General features: G+C 59.6%; 16 protein-coding genes. 9 read left to right on the top strand and 7 right to left on the bottom strand.

Annotated elements, in window-relative coordinates:
- Positions 1–258 precede the first annotated feature (258 nt).
- Positions 259–870 (top strand): hypothetical protein, encoded by a 612-nt coding sequence (locus KPL76_RS05765; RefSeq protein WP_216335512.1) that lies wholly within the window; start codon positions 259–261, stop codon positions 868–870.
- Positions 871–1,046: 176 nt separating this feature from the next.
- Here the strand turns inward: KPL76_RS05765 and KPL76_RS05770 are convergent, their stop codons facing one another.
- The 3 genes from KPL76_RS05770 to KPL76_RS05780 all read right to left on the bottom strand — a co-directional run bounded on the left by KPL76_RS05770 (position 1,047) and on the right by KPL76_RS05780 (position 4,718).
- Entirely contained in the window at positions 1,047–2,219 is a 1,173-nt protein-coding gene (locus KPL76_RS05770; protein ID WP_216335513.1) for a GGDEF domain-containing protein, read from the bottom strand.
- A gap of 88 nt (positions 2,220–2,307) precedes the next feature.
- Entirely contained in the window at positions 2,308–4,161 is a 1,854-nt protein-coding gene (locus KPL76_RS05775) for a cell wall metabolism sensor histidine kinase WalK (RefSeq protein WP_216335514.1), read from the bottom strand.
- Between the two features lie 359 nt (positions 4,162–4,520).
- Complete coding sequence (locus tag KPL76_RS05780) at positions 4,521–4,718, bottom strand: universal stress protein (RefSeq protein ID WP_216335515.1); 198 nt, start codon at positions 4,716–4,718, stop codon at positions 4,521–4,523.
- A 149-nt stretch (positions 4,719–4,867) separates the two neighbouring features.
- Here KPL76_RS05780 and KPL76_RS05785 point away from each other — a divergent pair, with 149 nt between their 5' ends.
- The 4 genes from KPL76_RS05785 to KPL76_RS05800 all read left to right on the top strand — a co-directional run bounded on the left by KPL76_RS05785 (position 4,868) and on the right by KPL76_RS05800 (position 9,612).
- On the top strand, positions 4,868–6,070 hold the full coding sequence (locus KPL76_RS05785) for a sensor histidine kinase (protein ID WP_216335516.1): 1,203 nt from the start codon (positions 4,868–4,870) through the stop codon (positions 6,068–6,070).
- Entirely contained in the window at positions 6,067–7,164 is a 1,098-nt protein-coding gene (locus tag KPL76_RS05790; RefSeq protein WP_216335517.1) for a hypothetical protein, read from the top strand. Before KPL76_RS05785 ends, KPL76_RS05790 begins: the two co-directional genes overlap by 4 nt.
- Before the next feature lie 244 nt (positions 7,165–7,408).
- Positions 7,409–7,957 carry a hypothetical protein gene (locus KPL76_RS05795; RefSeq protein ID WP_216335518.1) on the top strand — a complete coding sequence of 183 codons (549 nt, stop codon included), beginning with the start codon at positions 7,409–7,411 and terminating at the stop codon, positions 7,955–7,957.
- Between the two features lie 194 nt (positions 7,958–8,151).
- Positions 8,152–9,612, top strand: a complete 1,461-nt coding sequence (locus tag KPL76_RS05800; RefSeq protein WP_216335519.1) for a polysaccharide biosynthesis tyrosine autokinase — start codon at positions 8,152–8,154, stop codon at positions 9,610–9,612.
- 203 nt (positions 9,613–9,815) lie between these two features.
- Here the strand turns inward: KPL76_RS05800 and istB are convergent, their stop codons facing one another.
- Both istB and istA read right to left on the bottom strand, forming a co-directional pair.
- Positions 9,816–10,598: an IS21-like element helper ATPase IstB gene (gene istB, locus KPL76_RS05805; RefSeq protein WP_216333198.1), complete on the bottom strand. Its 783-nt coding sequence runs from the start codon at positions 10,596–10,598 to the stop codon at positions 9,816–9,818.
- Positions 10,598–11,821 carry an IS21 family transposase gene (gene istA / locus KPL76_RS05810; RefSeq protein ID WP_216333196.1) on the bottom strand — a complete coding sequence of 408 codons (1,224 nt, stop codon included), beginning with the start codon at positions 11,819–11,821 and terminating at the stop codon, positions 10,598–10,600. Before istA ends, istB begins: the two co-directional genes overlap by 1 nt.
- A 280-nt stretch (positions 11,822–12,101) precedes the next feature.
- Between istA and KPL76_RS05815 the strand changes: the two genes are divergently transcribed.
- From KPL76_RS05815 to KPL76_RS05825, 3 genes are all read left to right on the top strand, one after another.
- On the top strand, positions 12,102–13,196 hold the full coding sequence (locus tag KPL76_RS05815) for a glycosyltransferase (protein WP_253202198.1): 1,095 nt from the start codon (positions 12,102–12,104) through the stop codon (positions 13,194–13,196).
- Between the two features lie 183 nt (positions 13,197–13,379).
- The gene (locus KPL76_RS05820; protein ID WP_256438726.1) at positions 13,380–14,879 is read left to right on the top strand and encodes a polysaccharide biosynthesis tyrosine autokinase; all 1,500 of its coding nucleotides are present in this window, start codon (positions 13,380–13,382) and stop codon (positions 14,877–14,879) included.
- Between the two features lie 170 nt (positions 14,880–15,049).
- Positions 15,050–16,405 carry a hypothetical protein gene (locus KPL76_RS05825; RefSeq protein WP_216335522.1) on the top strand — a complete coding sequence of 452 codons (1,356 nt, stop codon included), beginning with the start codon at positions 15,050–15,052 and terminating at the stop codon, positions 16,403–16,405.
- A gap of 81 nt (positions 16,406–16,486) precedes the next feature.
- Here the strand turns inward: KPL76_RS05825 and KPL76_RS14940 are convergent, their stop codons facing one another.
- Complete coding sequence (locus KPL76_RS14940; RefSeq protein WP_371733944.1) at positions 16,487–16,972, bottom strand: PqqD family protein; 486 nt, start codon at positions 16,970–16,972, stop codon at positions 16,487–16,489.
- Between KPL76_RS14940 and KPL76_RS14945 the strand changes: the two genes are divergently transcribed.
- Positions 16,937–17,857, top strand: a complete 921-nt coding sequence (locus tag KPL76_RS14945; RefSeq protein WP_371733947.1) for a nucleotidyltransferase family protein — start codon at positions 16,937–16,939, stop codon at positions 17,855–17,857. The two genes, KPL76_RS14940 and KPL76_RS14945, sit on opposite strands and share 36 nt — an antisense overlap.
- Positions 17,858–17,935: 78 nt before the next feature.
- Here KPL76_RS14945 and KPL76_RS05840 read toward each other — a convergent pair whose 3' ends face one another.
- On the bottom strand, positions 17,936–19,057 hold the full coding sequence (locus tag KPL76_RS05840) for a glycosyltransferase (RefSeq protein ID WP_216335525.1): 1,122 nt from the start codon (positions 19,055–19,057) through the stop codon (positions 17,936–17,938).
- Between the last annotated feature and the right edge of the window lie 121 nt (positions 19,058–19,178).

A 19,178-nucleotide genomic window follows, 5' to 3' on the forward strand; every position in this document is an offset into this window, starting at 1 on the left:
GCGCTTCGTTCTCTGCGCGATCCGTGATGTAGGGGTTTGACACGACCGGGGCCCTTCTGAGGTTCAGTGGTCTTGAAAATGAAAGTCTGTGGTCTGGCTTGGCGTTCGTGGGCCGGATGATCGGCCGATGTCTCCAGTGTGCTACACGCTCCGCAGCTTCCCCCCGCCAACTCCCAAAGGTCGCCTCAGCTTCACCTCAGGATTTGCTCAAGACGAGTCGGCAACGATTTGCTCCGGATTTCCCAGTATTCTGGGCAGATGCCACGAATGAGACGCACCGCCATCGCTGTTGCGGTGGCTCTGTCCGCTTCCGCGCTCCTCAGCTCGTGCGGAACAGCTCCCTGGCAGCTCAATGCGTCGGCGTCGGCCACCCCCACGCCGACGAAGGCAACCGTGGCACCCACGATCACCCCGATCGTGAACGACCTTGCGACCGGCAGCACCCAGCGCATCCTGAAGGCTGGTGACATCACCGTCACCATCAACTACTTTTCGACCCTGTCGATGGACAAGTGGACGGCCAGTGCGAACAAGCCGATCAGCTTCAACATGTCGGCCACGCTCGGCACCGACGACGGCCAGCACATCTATCTCTCGCGGGTCACGCTGAACCCTGCCGTTCTCGGCAAAGACGGCGTCACTCTGCCGGCCCCGGCTCCGCTCACCGACCAGGCCACCGTGTCGCCCGGGTACTTCATCAAGGCGCCGTACAGCTACAGCGAGACGTTCGTGCTGCCCGCTGTCGACCCCGCCGCCACCGAGGTTGTGCTGAGCTTCACCTACGAGCTGCTGCTGCAGACCACGCCCACGTCGAACGACTTCGCCAAGCAGACGGCGGCTGACACGGTAACGGTAGCTATCGCTCCGTGATTTATAAACCGACAAAGCATAGCTTTGTCGGCGCTGGCGTCGCGCAATCGCGATGCGATTGCCATAGCTCCAGCGCGCCGTAGCATCGCAGTTGCACGGCCCACGTGGAGCTTCGTCGGCGCTGGCGTCGCGGCGAGCATCCACTGGATGCTCGCTCAAAGCTCCAGCGCGCTAGCTCAGGCAGCGATCGAGGGCAGGCGACCGACCACGATGTGGTTGCCGCCCGAGGAGCGAGCGCTGAGCGTCGCCTCGTCGAGGGCGTCGCGCAGCGTCGACATGTCGTAGCCGAACACATCGGTGTCGACCACGCCGAAACTCGCCGTGGCCCGCAGCCCCTGCGATTCGTCGATCGGCTTGTCGACCAGCGCATCGCGCACCCGAGACGCGATCTTCTGCGCCTCCCGGTCGTTCGACACCACCATCACGATCACAAAACGCCCGGCGCCCGGGTGCCCGATCAGCGAACTCGTCGGAGCGTGCTCCCGCACGATGTGCGCCACAGACCTGATCGCCCCATCGCCGAAATTGCGCCCGAGTGCCGTGTTCATTTCCGGCAGGCTGTCGATGTCGACGGCGACCATCTCGAGCCGGTCGCCGTGGAAGGAGGCGCGTTCCAGCCAGTCCTGCCACTGCTGCGCGAACGACGCCGCAGACAGCAGTCCGACGACAGACAGTGCGCCCACGGTCACATCGCCCAGCGCCTGCGTGCCCGCGCGTTCCACCTGAAGAATCGACAGCGAGATCGTGCCCAGAATGACGAAGGCGGTCAGCAGCAGTGTCGTCTGCTGCGGCCCGAGGTAGGTGGTGAAGAACTCCCCACCTGACCCACCGATGGCAAACGCAATCGTGCGCAGCGCATAGTAGAACCCGACCACCCACAGCGCAGCAGCGAGAATGCGCGCGTTCACGTTGCGCAGCAGTCGGCCGCGCAGCGACTCCACTGCCGCCAGCCCGGAGAACAGCGCCACCGCGGGGAACAACGCGAGCGCCCCCTGCCACGCGCCCTGGCTGTCTGCGGTGACGACACTGGTCACGGCCACGATCAGCGCCCCGACTCCCACGAGAATCAGCCTGGGCTTGCGCCCGTTGTACACACGACATCCGGCCCAAATCATGCCCGCCACGAGGGTGTACGCGGTGTTGCCGATCACGAGAATCCAGCTCGACTGCAGGCCCCCGCCCCAGATCGCGTAACAGATCACGGCGAGCATCCCGCCGATGAACGACACGCTCCACAACCGGCCGGCAGCGTCGTTCCGCCGCATCGCCGTGTTCACCACGAACGAGAAACCACACAGAACGACGACGACGCCGTTGACGATGAGCAGCGTCTGAAGGTCGAGTATCACTTCATCATCTCCGCCCCCGGTTGACGTTTTTCTGCGAGAGCCGACGACAGCAGAGTCCTGACAGAACTCTGTGAATCAGATCGTTGACTTACGCTAACTCTAACTGTTCCAGCGGCAAGCGCACCACGAACTCCGACCCGACACCGATTGTGCTGCTGACCGTGAGATCTCCGCCGTGTCGCCGCACGATGTCGCGGCTGATGCTCATGCCGAGCCCAGAACCGTGGATGCTCGACTGCCGAACCGACTCCGCCCGGAAGTATCGCTCGAAGAGTCGCGACTGTTCCATCTCGGTGAGCCCGATCCCAGTGTCGCTGACGGTGATCGTGACCTCACTCGGACGAGACTGCACATCGATGCGAACGAGCCCATTGTCTTTGTTGTACTTGATCGCGTTGGTGAGCAGGTTGTCGACCACCTGGCGCAGCCGAAAGCCGTCGGCGATGAGCAGCGCAGGCCCCGAGGCAGTGGCAGAGAGGCTGATCCCGCGCTGCTGGGCGAGCAGCTGTTGCGCCTGGATCGACTGCGTCACGATCTCGTTCACATCGCACTCGTCGAACGACATCACCAGCAGGTGGTCTGAGTCGGAGACCGCCACGAACAGGTCGGAGATCAGTGCCAGCAGCCGGTCGGCGTTCGCCGAGGCGACCTTGAGGTTCGAGGAGGTCGTCGCGCTCAGCGTCTCGTCGTCGAGCGCCAGGTCGAGGTACCCGAGAATCGAGGTCAGCGGGGTGCGGAGCTCGTGCGACACCGAAGCGACCAGGTCGTCACGGGCCTGGATGGCGTTGACCTCGCTGGTCACGTCGCGCGTCACCATGACCCCACCGTCGTTGCGGCCGTCACTGCCGATCACCTGGCGCGCAGAGATCGAGAGCGCCTTGCGGTGACCACCGGGTTCACCGATCCACACGATGAAGTCCTGGTACGTGTTGCCGAGCACGGCCTGGCGGTACGGCCGCAGGTCTTCGGGCACCAGCGACACCCGGTCAGCCTGGTACATGCGCGGCGGCTCGGGGCTCTTCGTCGACTGCCCGAACTCCTTGATCAACTGCTGGTGCGCGCGGTTGACCAGCGTCTCGCGGCCTTCACGGTCGAACGCGACGACACCGAACTCGACAGAGTTGAGTACAGCATCCAGTGTCTGCTCCTGGCGCCTCGCCCGGCGGTGCGCCCCTTCGAGCAGACTCGCCTGTTGGCGCAGTAACGCAAGCTGGGCGGCTGAACCTTTGCTGCGCAGAAAGGTGACAGCCGCGATGAACGCCAGTGTCGTGGGCAGAACCAGCAGGCCCGGGATGTTCGCCGCCGTCACCGTCGAACCGTCGAGTACGGCCCCGCCCCAGATGAGCGCGGCTGAACCCGCGGCACTGTACGTGGTTCCGGCTGCCCCGAAGTACGTCGAGAGCCAGATCACCGGAAAGGCGAAGAGTGCCGACGCGGCAAGATCGGTTGTGCCGTGGGCCAGCACCGCGACCGCCAGCATGTCGGCGATCGGCAGCACCATCACCCAGCGCCGGTCGTACGTGCCCCACGGCACAACGGCCGCGAAGGCAGTGATCACGAAGATCGCAGTGCCGCCCCCGAAGAAGAACGGGTTGGTGAGCGTGGTTGGCTGAAAGAAGAACTCCGAGCACACCAGCAGCAGGGCCACTGCCGCGAACGGGAGCTGCGACTGGAACACAGCCCGCTCGAGCCCTGCACGCCCCGCCCGCCCCACGATCGCGGCGCGGGAGTCGGCTGCGGCAGCCGCGCGCTGGCCCATGCTCGGTGTGCCGCCCGGGTCGGGCGTGGAGCTGTGCCGTGCGCTGGCAGGCGGGGTGCTGGCATGCAGGGCATTGGCAGGTGCCTCTGAGTGAGCCTCAACCCTGGGCGCCGGGTGAGTTTCGTCTGCCAGGGGCTGGCGCACAGGTGCCTCACCAGCAGATGGCGCGCCCGCAGATGCCATCGAGGCCGCCCCTGCTGCCGACTCAGCAGCTGCCGCCGATGCCTCTGCTGCAAGTGAGGCCGCGTGTGCTGCAGATGCCGCGACAGAGTCGGCGTTGACGGCGGTTCTGGTTGCCGCGCCCGCGCCTTCGCTGGTGTCCGGTGTCTTGGTCAGAGTGCTCTACCTACAGTTACATTTCGCGTACGATCGTTCGCCTGTACAACGTGCCGTGCTGAGGATCTTCGGGCTGCCATGCCGCTGACGTCTCTTCATAAACCTTAGAGGATACTTCCATCGCACAGGTCAGGCCAGCGCCCCCCTTTCAGGGCCGAATTCGACGCAATTCCCGCGATATCCAGACGTTCTCTCAGCGGCAGAACTCAGACCAGCGATTCCGCGGGCACCACGAGCACCGGCGACCGCAACCCTACGATCACCGCGTGGCTCACCGATCCGATGAAGAACCGCTCGAGGGGCCGAAGGCTGTGGTTGCCCACCACGAGCATCCGTGCCGTCGCAGACGCCTGCAGCAGCGCGTTGGCCGGCGTCGCCTCAACGATCGCCAGCTCGAAACTCACGTCGGCGACGCAGAGCAAACGTCACCGCTCCGTGATATTTCACCGCAACCCCGGCCACGCACTCCCCCCGCGCCCCTATTTATGAAAGTTCGACGCGCCAGAGCCCCATTCGGGGGTAGTGTGAGCGGGCAGTCGCGAAAGGTGCCGGAATGTCTCTAGTCCTGCCCATCGACGTCGAGGGGTACACCACCAGCCGCGCCCTCGGCAAGGCCTCCATCTGGGTGAGCAGCATTCTTCTTGCAGCCACGCTCGTCCTCGTCATTTCGTTCAAGCTCGCGCTGCCCCAGGCTGACATTGCCATCTCCATTGCAGGCCTCGGCCTGGTCGCAGTCGGCGTCTGGCTGAGCCTGCGCGCCACGAACACCCTTCTCATCGCGCTGTTCCTGCTCGCGGCCGCCATCGGCCTCTTCCTCTATACTTTCGAGATCGCCAGCGAACTCGTCGGTGGCTACAAGTCAGATAGTCTCCTCTTCACTTTTCCGAAGATCGCCATCACCGTCGTCGGCGTTGCCGGCCGCACGCTCGGCGGTGCGATCGGGCGCTGCACCGTCGGTTTCGTGCTCGCCTCCGTCGCAGTAGTCGTCGCGGCCACCACCGCAGGCCTCCGGTTCGCCTTCGACTTCACCGCCATCGGTATGTATGTCGCTCTGCTGCTGCTCCTCGCCGCACTCTGGCTCGGTCGCCGCGAAGCCCAGCGCGGCTCGTCGACCATGAAGGCCGCCGGCGAGGCGGAGGAGCGCATGGTCGAGCGCAGCCGAATCTCCTCCCGGGCATCCGCTGCCCTGCACGACACCGTGCTGAACGACCTGCACGCGCTCACTCTCACCGCACCGGGTCGCCTCCAAGAAGCCCATCGCGCCTTTCTCGCGCGGGACATCGCGGCCCTCGCGCACCCTGCACTGCTCGTCGACGAAGCGATGCTCAAGGTGCGGGCGGGCGGCGATGCGCTGGTCAGCTCGGGCATGGCCCCGATCATCCAGTCGGCCAAAGTGCGCGGGCTCGCCGTGACGCTCAGCGGTGACGCCGACATTCTTCTGGGGCTCGATTCCGATACCCTCATCGAGATCACCCGTGCCGTCGACCAGGCGCTGATCAACGTGAGCAAGCACGCCCACGTCGACTCTGCCGAGGTCGCCTTCGTGGCCGGGGTCGACACGATCAACGTGGTCGTCACCGACGCGGGCACGGGCTTCGACCCAGCCCAGGTCGATGACCAGCGGCTCGGCCTCGCCGTCTCGATCCGCCAGCGAATCGAGACCATCGGCGGTTCGGTGCGCGTCTGGTCGACCCCAGGCTCAGGCACCGCCGTGCTTCTGTCGATTCCCTTCGCCGGATCAGGCGCCCTGCGGTGAGCGAGACCGCGCAGGAGATCGACCCCCTCGGCGGCATCACGGCTCGCATCTTCGTTCGCTTCGTCGCCATCATCAGTGTCGGCACCGCCGTCACCATGGCCCTGCTCAATGGCCGAGAGATCTCCTCGCTCCCACTCGAACTCACGGCAATCGCCCTGCTCATAGCCGGGTACGTCTACTTCATCTGGGCCGCCGACCCCTACCGCCGCCGGGTCTCCTCCCGCGACTACGCCATCGTGCTCAGCTGCATCCTGCTCGCGGCCGTCGCCGAATCATTCGCCCAGCTGGGCTCTGACACCCTCGTGCGAAACGACTGGGCACCACTCTGCCTCGGCCTCGTGCTGATGCTCGGCGGCCCGTATCGCACGCCGCCGTTCCTTGTGGTCTGCACGCTGGTGGCGCTCGCGGTGGTCGCAGCCACCACTTCGCTGAACACGCCGACCCTGGGCATCCAGTCGCCCCTCATCGCCCTCACCGTCACCGGTGTCCCCGTGCTCGCGCTCGGCGGGGGAGCAGCCCTATACTCCGGCTACCTCATCGCCGGCCTCAAACGAGCCCGTATCGAGGCCACCGAAGCGCGCGAGGCCCGCGAGCTCGCCGACCGCCGCGAGGTCATCGAAGAGTTTCTCGGCCACAACATCGCCCACCTGCGCCGAGACGTGCTCCCCTTCTTCAGGCACGTCAAGGCCCAGGATGCCCTGACCCCCGCCGACATCGACCAGGCCGCCGGGCTGTCCGAGCGTCTGCGTGCCTCTCTCGCCGCCAGCGCCCTCGTCGAGCCCCTCGCCGAACTCGTGGGCGTCTTTCGCGACCCCCTGGCCCTCGCGCACCGACTCACCCAGCAGCAGCGCGCCGCCATTCGTACCCTGCTCCTCTTTCTCGGCGACCAGCCCGAGGTCACCCGCGAACGAATCGAGCTTTCGCTTGCCCTCTCGGGCGCAGACGCCGTCGGTGTGCTCGAAGCGCACCTCACCAACCCCGACCGCACCGCCGCGTCGCAGCTCGCCCCCTTCGTCGGACTCATGCAGCTCGCATTCGCGACGGCCGAAGAAGACATCTCCGCCGACCGCGTCGCTGTGCGATTCACGATCTGACGCGCTCTGAAGCAATTCTCCCCCCGAAAGGGGTTGATTCTCGTGCCCAATTGCTTATTATTCGCACTTGGCCCACTAATTGCGCCTCGTTCTGGGGGCTTCGCTTTCTCCGGGTACCCAGTAGCTTCGTAAACGAGTCTCGCGCAGTGTTGCATCGAGTGGGGAAAACTGCGGTTGAGTGCCTCCTCCTCCCGTGAAAGTCGCGACTCGAACCCGTTGCCTCAATCACAGGAAGGTCCCTCCCTTGGACAACCACAGCGCTTCACAAATCGACATCGATTCCGCCGAGATCGCGCCCAAGAAGTCGGGCCTCACTCGCCGCCAGGTCGCTACCGGTGCCGCATGGGCAGTGCCTGTAATCGCACTGGCTGTGGGCACGCCACTGGCGTCTGCGAGCGTCACTTCACCCACAGCAACGGTCACTGGAACGATCACCGGTTCAGTGGGTAACGGCGTTCGTACCGTCAAGTACTCCAACGGCGGGGTGTCTTATGACAGCGCGGGTGACCCGACCCTCCCGGACTCGGGCATTCTCACAATCAAGCTTGCCTGGGACAATTCGGCGTACGTGATTACGTATGATTCAGTGCCTTCGGGCTGGGTGCTTGTCAGTGCTTCGTCGACGGTCTCGGTCGTGCAGTACGAGCACGCACCAATCTCCAACGGCGCATCCATTACCTTCCCAACCGTTACTTGGAAGGCACTGAGCACGTCCGGGCACGTCAACTTTAGTGTTCAAGTCGAGTCTGACAACCAAAATATCGGAAGCGCCGGTGTTACGAAGGGGTACTAGAAGCTAGGTTTAGCTTTCACAGGCGAATTTGGAAATACGCTCGTTCCGCCACAGGGTGGAGCGAGCGTATTTACTCTCCGGAATGCTCCGACGCATTTCCCAGCGAGGATCGTAGAAATTTTTAGAATTCGGGCCAGAGTATGGAATTGACAGATTACTTCCGGGTCCTTCGAACCCACATCGTAGGAATTCTCGTGATCACAATAATCGGTGGTCTCGTAGCGTGGGGTTGGACGTTCACTCAGGCGAAGGTCTACCAGGCAAATTCAAGCGGAATTGTCGCCCTATCTACCTCAGGAGATATCGGATCAACTTCTGTAGGGGATTCGCTAGCGAAATCAAAGGCGGTGACGTATGTGGGGCTTGGCGAGTCGCGCGCCGTCGCTCAACTTGTAATCACCAATTTGGGGCTAAAGACCTCTCCTGAAGCATTGGTCGGCAACGTTACCGTTACGAACGTCCTCAACACTCCTACTCTTAAGGTTAGTGCGAAGGCTGCCACTGCTGAGGGTGCCAAGAGTCTCGCCGACGCATGGATTACCGGGATCTCCCAGCAGATCACCCTGATCGAGACAGGTCAAACCTCGACGAATTCCGACTCAGTAGGCCAAGGCGGAGAGATTCGGCTCGTTCCCGTCGAATCGGCAGTTGTACCGGCGGCCCCAATATTTCCAGATGTCAAGCTCAGCACAGGTGTAGGCCTGCTGATTGGACTGATTGCAGGCCTGATATACGCATTTGTTCGAAATCTTCTTGACCTCAGAATTCGAACGGCCGATGCGATCGAGAAAGAATTCGATCTTTCGGTTGTCGGTACATTGCCCCGCGACAAGTCTCTGAGTGACGACAAGCGAATTTTGGCCGCTATCGGAGATACCCCTGACGGCAACAAGAATGGGCATGAAGGCTTCGCCCTAGCCGAAGCATTAAGAGAACTCAGAACGAATTTACAGTTCATGAATGTCGATGACCCCCCCAGAATCATTGTCATAACTAGTCCGATGCCGAACGATGGGAAGTCAACCGTCACTGCGAACCTTGCCGTCACTCTCGCGGCGGCGGGCCAGAGGGTGATCGTTGTAGATGGTGACTTGCGGAAGCCGTCGGTAATCACTGCGTTCGGCTTGATAGCAGGGGTGGGCATCACGGACCTTTTGATCGGCAAAGCCGAAATTCAAGATGTGCTCCAACCCTGGGGCAACACCGGCAACTTACTTGTCCTGGGAGCGGGCTCCATTCCCCCAAATCCCAGTGAATTGCTTGGGTCTCAGGGAATGAAGGTCTTGCTTCGGGAGCTGTCTAAGGATGCGCTGGTACTTGTCGATGCGCCTCCTCTTTTGCCTGTGACAGACGGGGCAATTCTTGCCGCTCGCGCTGACGGCGCCATCATCGTTGTTTCGGCTGGAAAGACGAACGTCGACGAGTTGCGCAAGTCAGTCACCAATATCGCGAAGGCCAACGGCACGACACTTGGCATTGTGTTGAATCGCGTGCCAACAAAGGGTGCTCTAGGCAGAAGCTATGGGTATTATCGCGGTTCGTACTACGGTGCGGACTCAAAAACGAAATTCAGCGCAACGCGAGCTAGTCGTCCTGAATTTGAGACTGAGATTAGCAATGTCGTTCCGATCAGAACAGGCACGGGTAGTCGATAGTCAACGTTTGCTATAAGCGGGCACGGTCCTATCCGCATCAGCCACTCGTGTGAAGGCGAGACTTTGCGTTGGCTCCCCGGTAGTACTCGATTTCTCTTGGCTCTCTCCTCCAGCGGGCAAGCCCTAGGAATTCTTCCCGTTGTCAGCGACGGTCTAAGAGTGGGCCATTTTCGACGGTGTAAAAGTCGGCCACGTGTGTGTTGTTATTCTGCCGTGTTCTCGGGTCTGGTGGATGGGAGGGTTTTGATGCCGGTGTCTTTCAGCCGGTAACTGGCGCCTTTGAGGGTGATGACTTCGGCGTGGTGCACGATCCGGTCGATCATTGCCGCGGCGACGACGTGGTCGCCGAAGGTGTCGCCCCAGCCAGCGAAGGGCAGGTTGCTGGTGAGGATCAGAGAGGCGTGTTCGTAGCGGGATGACACGAGTTGGAAGAACAGGTTCGCGGCGTCTTTGTCGAACGGGATGTAGCCGACCTCGTCGACGATGATCAGTCCGTACCGGCGGAGTTTGCCGAGTTCTTGCGGGAGCCGCCCGAGTGTGTGCGCGGTTTGCAGTCTTGTGATCCAGTCCGTCGCAGTGGCGAACAGCACCCGGTAGCCGGCGTGTGACGCTTTGATGCCCAGGCCGATCGCGAGGTGCGTTTTCCCGGTACCGGGCGGGCCGAGGAGGACGACGTTCTGGGCGTCGGCGAGCCAGCTGTTGGTGCCGAGGTGCGCGATGGTGTCGCGCTTCAGAGCGGGTTGGTGATCGAACGCGAAGTCCTCGATCGATTTACGTCCCGGAAACCCCGCAGCGCGAATCCGGAGCTCGGCGCCGGACGCTTCGCGGGCAGATACTTCACGAGAGAGCACCGCGGCGAGGTACTCCTCGTGCGTCCAGGAGGCGTCACGGGCTTGTATGGCGAGCCGGGCCGCGGCCTCCCGAATGCGTGGCGCTTTCAATGCTCGGGCGTAGTACTCGATTTGGCTGACGGTCTCGTTGCTCATCAGGCGACCTCACCGGCCGGGTCGAAGCTGACCCCGAACGCCTGGTCGTAGTCGGCGAGGTCACGGTCATACCGTTCCGGTACCGCAGGAGTTCGGGTTTGAAACAAAGTCCGTAACGTCTTGGCTGAGCCAACATGGGTTGGGTCGGCGATCGACTGACCCCTGGCCCATACCCGGTCGTGCTGCGCGAGCAACTTCCCGTCGAGGGTGACGGTCACGGTACGCAAGTTCGCGCGCACGTCAACCATCCGGCCGATACCAGCAGGGTCGACGGAATAGTCGTTACCGAGCACGGTGACGTAGTAATCCCTCGGCAGCCTGACCTTCGAGCTGAAGCCAACGTTCGGCGCGATCGGCGGCAGCGGCACCATCGCAGCACGGTCCACGCCGATCAGCTCGGAAGGTTTCGCGGCGAGGCGGCGAACCTGCCGGTTATTGGCCCGCCGCAACCACACGACCAGCTGGTCGTTGAAATCGGCGGGTGAGGTGAACGTACGGCCAGGTAGGAACGAGGTTTCTAAGTATTGGTTCGCTCGTTCAACGATGCCCTTGGATTCCGGGTCGAACGGTTTCAGCTGCACGATCCGGGTCGCGAGGGTACCGGTGAACGAGGCAACACCTTCGGCGAACGAGTTCCGCCGGCCGATCCCGGCCTCGTTATCCCAAATCAGCCGATGCGGCACGGCCCCGAGCTGACCCTGCAGCAGCTCCCACATCCCAGCGAGCAGATCGGGTGTCGTGCGGGTGGGCAGCATCATCGCGGTGATGAACCGTGAATTCGAGGGCACGATCACAAGTACCGGCGGTGACCCTGTTTGACCGTGACCGAGCGGGATCTTCACCGGCGGGAACCACAGATCACATTGCGCCTGATCACCCGGCCGGTAGCTGAGCCGGTCAGCCGGGTCAGCGGGTGCGTACTCCGGGCGGAGCCGGGCCACATTCTGACGAAACCAGGTGATCGAGCCCTGCCAACCCAACCGCTCCGCGATCACCGTCGCAGGCATCCGCGGATACGCCTTCAGCAATTCCCTGATCGCCGGCTCGAGATCGCGCACCTCCGACGGCCTCGGCGGCCGGACGTACTTCGGTGGCCCATCAGTACTAATCGCTTTCGCGACCGTGTCCCTGGCCAGCCCGAGCCGTTTAGCGATCTCTCGCTGCGACAGCCCCTCACCCTTATGAAGGCGACGAATCAACGCCCAATCTTCCACTGTGATCACCCAATCAATCGTTCCTCGGGTGGCCTAGTTTTCGACCGTCGATCCTGGCCTACATTTCAACCGTCGCTGACACCCGTGAAGCGATTCGCTATGCTTCTGTTTCACAGGCCTAGCCGGGAGGCTTCCCTGCGTTTGTAAGAGCGAGCCGAGATCGTCAAACCAGGTGCCGCTCAACAGGGGAATTCATTGATGCACAACGACCATGCGCTCACGCGAGATGCGCAAACAATGCCGACCCACTTCCAGCAGAAACCAGGAGTTCACTATCAACAACAAGACGGTGGCAATCATCGGCACGCGAGGCTATCCGAGCTATTACGGTGGATTCGAGACGGCAGTACGTAAGCTTGCCCCCTATTTGGCGGATGCGGGCTGGGATGTAATCGTGTACGGGCGATCAGGATCCACCAAGGTCGACGATCCAGAGAAAGACCCTCGTATCCGAACTATTGAAACCCGGGGAATTCAGACAAAGTCGATAAGCACTTTGTCCTACGGGCTCACGGCATGTCTGAACGCCGCACGAATCAAACCGGATGCCGCGTTGGTGATGAATGTAGCGAACGGCTATTTTCTACCCTTCCTGAAGATTCGGCGAATTCCGACTCTAGTGAACGTTGACGGAATCGAGTGGGACCGCGCTAAATGGGGTCGCCTGGCGAAGGCGATCTTCCGAGGCGGGGCTCGTTTTACGGCACGGTTCGGCGACAGGATGGTTTATGACTCTCACGCGATAGCGGAACGCTGGGAATCTGAGTTTCGCGTACAGGGCGATTTCATTCCGTACGGCGGGGATAGCCCAAATGCGCTTCCTCTCGAAACTGGTCTCACGCATCGTGGCTATGTATTGGTCGTCGCACGATTTGTCCCCGAAAACACGATTCCGGAGTTCTTGGATGCTGCCCAAACGATCGCCCGGCAGTGGCCTGTCGTGATCGTTGGTTCCTCAGGCTACGGAGGTGAATTGGACCAACGAGTTAGTCAAATGGCCGAAAACAATGCCAACATTTGGTGGCTCGGCCACGTGAGCGACGACAAGCGTCTGCTGTCGCTTTGGCAACATGCCGGCGTCTATTTTCACGGCCATAGCGTTGGAGGGACAAATCCGACCCTTGTTCAGGCCATGGCTACCGAAACACCAATTGTCGCGAGGGACACCGTTTACAACCGCGAAGTTCTAGGTGAATTCGGCCGCTACTGTGCGCCTGAAGGGAGTTCTATTTCGAGCGCAGTTCTAGATCTTATGGCAGACACCGGGGCGCAGGATTCGCAGGCCAAGGCGTTTGCTAGGCGCGCCCGGGAGGTCTACACATGGGAAAAGGTTTGTTCTGCCTACGTCGATGCGCTGAGCAAACTTGTGAACATCGAGAGGTAGACGTACCTCCCGAATCGCACGCGTCCCCTTGGCGCCAGACCTGCGTTCGAGAGTTGTGAAGTATCTACCGAACTTCGGGCCGTCCCGATTGCCCATTCAAACCCGGCACGTGGGAAACGTAATCCGCCGGAAACGTAGTTGCGATCGCGTAGCACGCGCGCGTGAGATTATGTACTTCGTGCGGTGTCACCAATTCGGGTCACGCGAGGGAAAGGCGAAATCTTGGAGCTTAGAGATTACCTAAGGGTTCTTCGTAAGGGTTGGGTGATGATAGTCGTATTGGTGTTAGTTGGAGTGTCGATAGCAGCTCTCTACTCGATTCTTGCCACCGCGAAGTACCAGGCGTCAGCCAAAGTGTTCATCTCCGTTCAGTCTGCGGGCACGATCGCGGACCTCACTCAGGGCAGCAACTTCACTCAAAATCAGGTTAAGTCGTACGCTGATGTGATCATTACACCCGCTGTTCTCCAACCAGTCATCGACAAATTGGGCCTCGACACAACGGCGGAATCCCTCGCCAAAGATGTGACTGCGTCAACATCGGCAGGAACGGTCGTTGTTGATATTGGCGTGTCAGATACGTCTGCACAACGAGCGGCGGACGTCGCAAATGCTATTGCTTCAAGCTTTGAGGCAACCGTCAGCACGCTAGTACCGTCAGACGCAAGCGGAGTGTCTCCGGTCAAAATCACCATCCTTCAGAAGGCGCTCGTCCCAGACTCGCCGTATTCGCCGAACACAAGGCTGAATCTTTTGGTTGGCGCACTCGTAGGTGCGTTACTTGGCTTTGCCATTTCTGTTCTTAGGTTCATTCTCGATACTCGAATTCGCAATGAACATGACGTTGAACAGGTCACGAGCGCTCCAATCCTCGGTGGTATTGCTTTTGACCCGAAGGCAGGAGAACGACCGCTAGTGGTTCAGGACGACCCACGCAGTCCACGATCGGAATCCTTTCGTACGCTCCGCACGAACCTGCAATTCCTCGTTACATCAGCTCGCCCAAAGAGCTATGTCATTACGTCGTCTATACCTGGTGAGGGCAAGAGTACCTCTGCAGCAAACTTGGCGATCGTGACCGCATCTGCGGGGACTAAAGTCGTGGTCGTGGACGCGGACCTCAGAGCGCCAAAATTGGCCGACTACCTGGGACTCGAGGGAGGCGTTGGTTTGACCGACGTCTTAGTCGGTCGAGCTGAACTTTCCGACGTATTGCAGCCGTGGGGCACGCACCAGCTTTTCGTCCTGTCGGCCGGAAGAATTCCGCCCAACCCGAGTGAGTTGTTGGGTTCAGCGGCGATGATAAAACTTATCGAAGCCCTGGAGGCCGAATTCGATCTCGTAATTTTTGATGCCCCACCGCTTCTACCGGTCACCGATGGAGCTATTCTTGCCAAGCACACCGGTGGTGCACTTGTCGTGGTCGGTGCTGGTCGCGTGCACCGAGGGCAACTTGCCGGAGCAATCGGGGCCCTTCAGAGCGTGGGCTCCAATATTGCCGGCATAATACTGACGATGGTGCCGTCCAAGGGCCCTGATTCATATGGATATGGGCGCTACGGCTACGGTTACGGTTATGGGTACGGGGATTCGTCGAATAAGACTGACGTCTCTTCCACAATAGGTAGTTCTCCCGTGGATGGCGGGGCCGAGAGGATGGACGCCTCTGTAGGACGGTCTTAGATCTTGCCTCCCGCGTTGTCATCCAGAGTCACCAGCGTTAACTCAATTTGGCCACTCCGCAGGACGGTTGGTTGTCACCAATCTGCGAGTATTGCTTTACGATGCTGCCAAGCTTTTTTCGCCGGCAAGCCAGAAACCAACTGGAAACCTACTGCCTGTAATCTGCTTACATGGCACATCTGGTAATCCCCGACTCGCGTTCAATTGTGCGGGTCGTCTATTTCCTCGCTGCGGTGGCCGTCGCGGCAGTTGCTAGCGTGGCAGCAGTGAGTTCCCCGATGTTGGCAGTTGGAATACTGCTCGTAATGGTGTTCACTTTTGTATCATTTTGGCGACCGCAATTCGGAATTGCGCTTTGGCTGGTGGCGACCGTGTTCATTCCCTCTTGGACTGTCCTCGCTAGCGTAGGCACGCAGATCCAGCCCTATTACCTTGCAGTGCCGGTCGTAATTGGCCTTACGCTTCGCCGAATTCACGGCCGCATCAGCCACGGCCGGGTCTTTAGTCTGTCATTTGTCGACCTGAGCGTCGTTACGGGTGTCGTACTAGTGATGTTCTACGAGTCGATATTCCAACAGGCAAGCTTTCTTTCAACGAATGTTTTGTTCACTCTCTTTCTTGGGTACGTCATTGGCCGTCTTTCTGAGCCAGTCCAGCACAACGTGTTTGCGGTTCTAATGATCATTGTCGCAATATGGGGGATCCTTGAGTTCGGACTTTCGTGGCACGCGTTCGTCGACTGGCAAGCCACGGGAGGTGGCATTGGGCCAGCGTTGCAAGAACGAGGCGGATTCACGAGATCAGAAGCGACTTTAGGGCATGCCATTGCATATGGCGCTTGCTTAGCAGCCGCGATACCGTTTGTGCGTAGTTTCAAGCGAGCTGCAGTTCTTCAGGTAATTTTGTGTGCTGGCGTACTTGTCTCCTTCAGCCGAGGACCAATCCTCGCGGTCGTCTTCACATTTGCTTTGATGGTTTTCGTAGAACGTTCGAGCAAGCGCCGACTGACGTCTATTGTCTTCCTGATCGCGGGTCTTACACTTGTCTACTTCGTGTTTACGTTCCTCTATAACGGCAGTGGGCAAAGTGAAGTTCAGGCCTCGAGCAGCTACCGCGACAACGCTGTCGCGTCCTCGATCCAATTCACCAATGTCATTGGCCCTGCTGATGGACTTCAGCTGAACGCAGACGGGCGGTACGAAACAAACGGGGTCGACATTATCGACAGTGCTCCCCTGAGGCTCGCGCTCGACTTTGGCTGGCTTGTAACGGTGCTCCTACTCATGCCCGCCGTTGCCGCGATTGTCGCCGTACTTCGTAGGAGGGCTGGGCCCGCCACAGTGGCCCTGGCCGCACAGGTGCCAGTTCTGCTCGTCACCTCATTTATAACCCAATGGCAAGTCATATTCTTTTTCATTGCGGGGCTAGCGATCAACGAGATGGTTGCATCGCGCAGAGGCAAGTCGGTGGGTCGTGATATCGACGTGAACACGGTAGATACAGCACTCATCCGAGTATCGAAATGATGCTTGGTACACATCAGTAGTAGTTCAAGTAGCCTCTTATTCTGACGATCGACACTTTCCGACGGCCGGCACTACACGCGTCTAGTCCTCGAGCGCGAGCCCTTGATCGGAACCAGACTCCGCAGCGTATTCGACGAAACCAGAATGAATTAGAAGCGCAATGTACGCTTCAATGTCGCTGCGAATCTCAGATGGGTCGAGACAACAGCGACGTGCCATGAACTCAGTGATTTTGTAAGTTGAGATCTGTCGATCAAGTAGTCGCCAGATTTCGGCCCCAGATTCTGTAAGCACGACCGGAAATGTTGTTGCCGATGCTGGAAGCTTTAGTAGAGCAATTCGGTCACCGCTGTCCGTCCAGGCCACGGAGTCACTGCGCAACAGGACCTTTGCGGGCTGGGAGATGTGAGAAAGCAATGGAGTCACCTTACTTGTGCCGTTAACATGGAATTCTAGTGAAAGATTGCTGCCTACTTCAGGGTGGTGGCTTGAATAACTTGTGTCTGGGGTTTTTCTGTGACAAGTGTGACGGTGCTGAGGCGGGGCGAGGCGGTTCTCCTCGCGCACGCGCTTGTTGCGAATGTTGCGGAAAGCACTGGAGTTAGGTATCTCTTCGTTAAAGGGCCAACGCTTAATGAGATGGACCTCAGGCCGGCACGTTCTTCGTCAGATGTAGACGTGTTGGTTGACCCTAGGAATCGCGATCAGTTGGTTGCGTCTTTGAAGTCACTGGGATGGTCGGAACGGGACACAGACCACGTCGCCCGAATTCTTCCCATGCATGCCGTGCATCTGATTCACGAAAATTGGCCCTGTGACATCGACGTACATTTTCAATTTCCTGGGTGTTTTGGTGAAGATTTAGCAGTATTTAATGAATTGTGGCGTTTGCGAACATCGGTTCAGATTGCTGGACGACGTGTCAGCGCGCCAAATAGGGTCGGAAGTGCGCTCATCGCATCATTGCACGCGCTTAGGGATCCTCGAGTAGATCGTAATTCTCGGGAGCTGGAATACCTTGAGGAAAAGGTTCGTTCCGACTTTACGATCGCCGAAATCGACGCCATTCTCGTCTTGGCCACTAATCTGCGTAGCCTGGAATCGAGCGCGCCATTCCTTCGGAAGATTGGACTAGGTGCTCGCATCAAGCAAGATCTCAATGCGTCGGAGAGACGCCTGTGGGCGATGCGAATATCAGATGATTCGCGAAGCCTGGGATGGTTGCTTCAGATTCGAAATGCTCCGTGGAACCGGAAGCTGCGCGTCAGTATCAACGCGCTAAACCCACCGTCTGATGTACTTCGGAGAGAGCACCCAGAGAGCGTCGCGCGATCCATGCTGAGCCTAAGGATGAATCGCCTCTTGCACGGCATCCGTGCGCTTCCAAAGGCCCTCGTGGCGTATTGGATATACATGCGCGAAGCGCATCGGAGGCTCGACGGAGATCGCTGACGCGAGCTTTGAATATTCCCGGTTGGCGCTGCCAGACCGTCCTGCGTCATAGATGCCCGCGAATCGGGCCTTCTATTCCTAACTCGGAGTGATTAGTTGTATGTCGTCGCTCAGAGGCGGGCGCGAAAACGTGTCACGGAATTGGTTTTGGACGTAATTTTCGAGAACCGTCCCGGTGTCATCAAGGTTGCGGAGGTTGCGGTTCGGGCGGTTCATACGAAGGCCCAATATCGCTTTTGTTATGGCGCCAGAGTCGCCCGACGGAACCAGTTCTAGCGCACCGCCGACCACGTCTTTGATCTCGGTGAGTGCCGGGCTGTCGCGAGTTAGGACAGTCTTGCCCATGTAGAGGCCCTGCCAAACCTTGTTTGCCACTACCTCGCGCGCCTTTTCGGAGGATCCGAATATACCGATGATGACATCGGCGAAACTCATGTACTCGGCGAGCGTAGCAGTCGACACAGGGTCGACGAATGTCAATATGTGGCTAAGACCAAGTTCGGCTCCCTGGCGTTCAATATCTGCTCGGAGCGGGCCGTCGCCGATAAGAGTGACATGGATCGGCGCGTCCTTCAGGGGTACGAGCGCAGAGACGAAGTTGGGTAGACCGTGGAGGGCAAGAAAGCTCCCATAATAGAGAATTTGAGTGGTGTTGCTGTCGCTGGCAGCCTTCGTTTCTGAAGATCTGGCCCGAGCCCAGGCCGGAGCCCCGACAGGCAAAGCTAGAAATGGGCGTTGGTCTTTGGCAATTTTCGAGAACCTTGAGGCTCGGACAGGCGTGTCCGTGAAGCAGTAGTCGGCGCTCAAAATCGCGCCGTGATCAATGGCACTCAGAATTTTGGCCCGCAAAGAATGCGGTTGGGTGGTTCCGGCGTCGCCCACTTCCGTTTCATGCAAACCGACGAAGAAGTCAACGATGTGCACGGCCCTGGCGCGTCTTGCAGCTATCCACGAAAACAGAAAGTAGTTGAGACTGAATTCGCTGAGAATTACAACATCGAAGTCGCGTGAGCATGTGATCGAGGCTTTGATCTGCGACCAATATCGTCTGGAGCGGCCTCCAGAAGCTGGAGCGCGGACGATGGTCACCGATGAGTTTGTCTGGGTCTCCAAAAAATTGCGAATTCGTTCATTTCGCGGATAACTCGAATCCCGAACACCGAAATACAGGATCCGAGTTTGCGTGCCGGCCGATTGCATATCGAGTCCTCCAAGGGGATTGCTGGTTGATTCCTTGCGACATTTCTTGCGACACGCATTCATTAATTCAATCAGACCGCAATCCAATTTAATCTTTGCTTAGTGGAGCCTATCGATTCTC

The organism is Subtercola sp. PAMC28395 (genome assembly GCF_018889995.1).
Taxonomy (GTDB): domain Bacteria; phylum Actinomycetota; class Actinomycetes; order Actinomycetales; family Microbacteriaceae; genus Subtercola.

What these genes read in the sequence shown, in the direction of transcription:
- KPL76_RS05765 (WP_216335512.1), top strand. Translation starts at nt 259, where the DNA reads ATGCCACGAATGAGACGCACCGCCATCGCTGTTGCGGTGGCTCTGTCC.
- KPL76_RS05775 (WP_216335514.1), bottom strand. Translation starts at nt 4,161, where the DNA reads ATGGCATCTGCGGGCGCGCCATCTGCTGGTGAGGCACCTGTGCGCCAG.
- KPL76_RS05785 (WP_216335516.1), top strand. Translation starts at nt 4,868, where the DNA reads ATGTCTCTAGTCCTGCCCATCGACGTCGAGGGGTACACCACCAGCCGC.
- istB (WP_216333198.1), bottom strand. Translation starts at nt 10,598, where the DNA reads ATGAGCAACGAGACCGTCAGCCAAATCGAGTACTACGCCCGAGCATTG.
- KPL76_RS05825 (WP_216335522.1), top strand. Translation starts at nt 15,050, where the DNA reads ATGGCACATCTGGTAATCCCCGACTCGCGTTCAATTGTGCGGGTCGTC.
- KPL76_RS05840 (WP_216335525.1), bottom strand. Translation starts at nt 19,057, where the DNA reads ATGCAATCGGCCGGCACGCAAACTCGGATCCTGTATTTCGGTGTTCGG.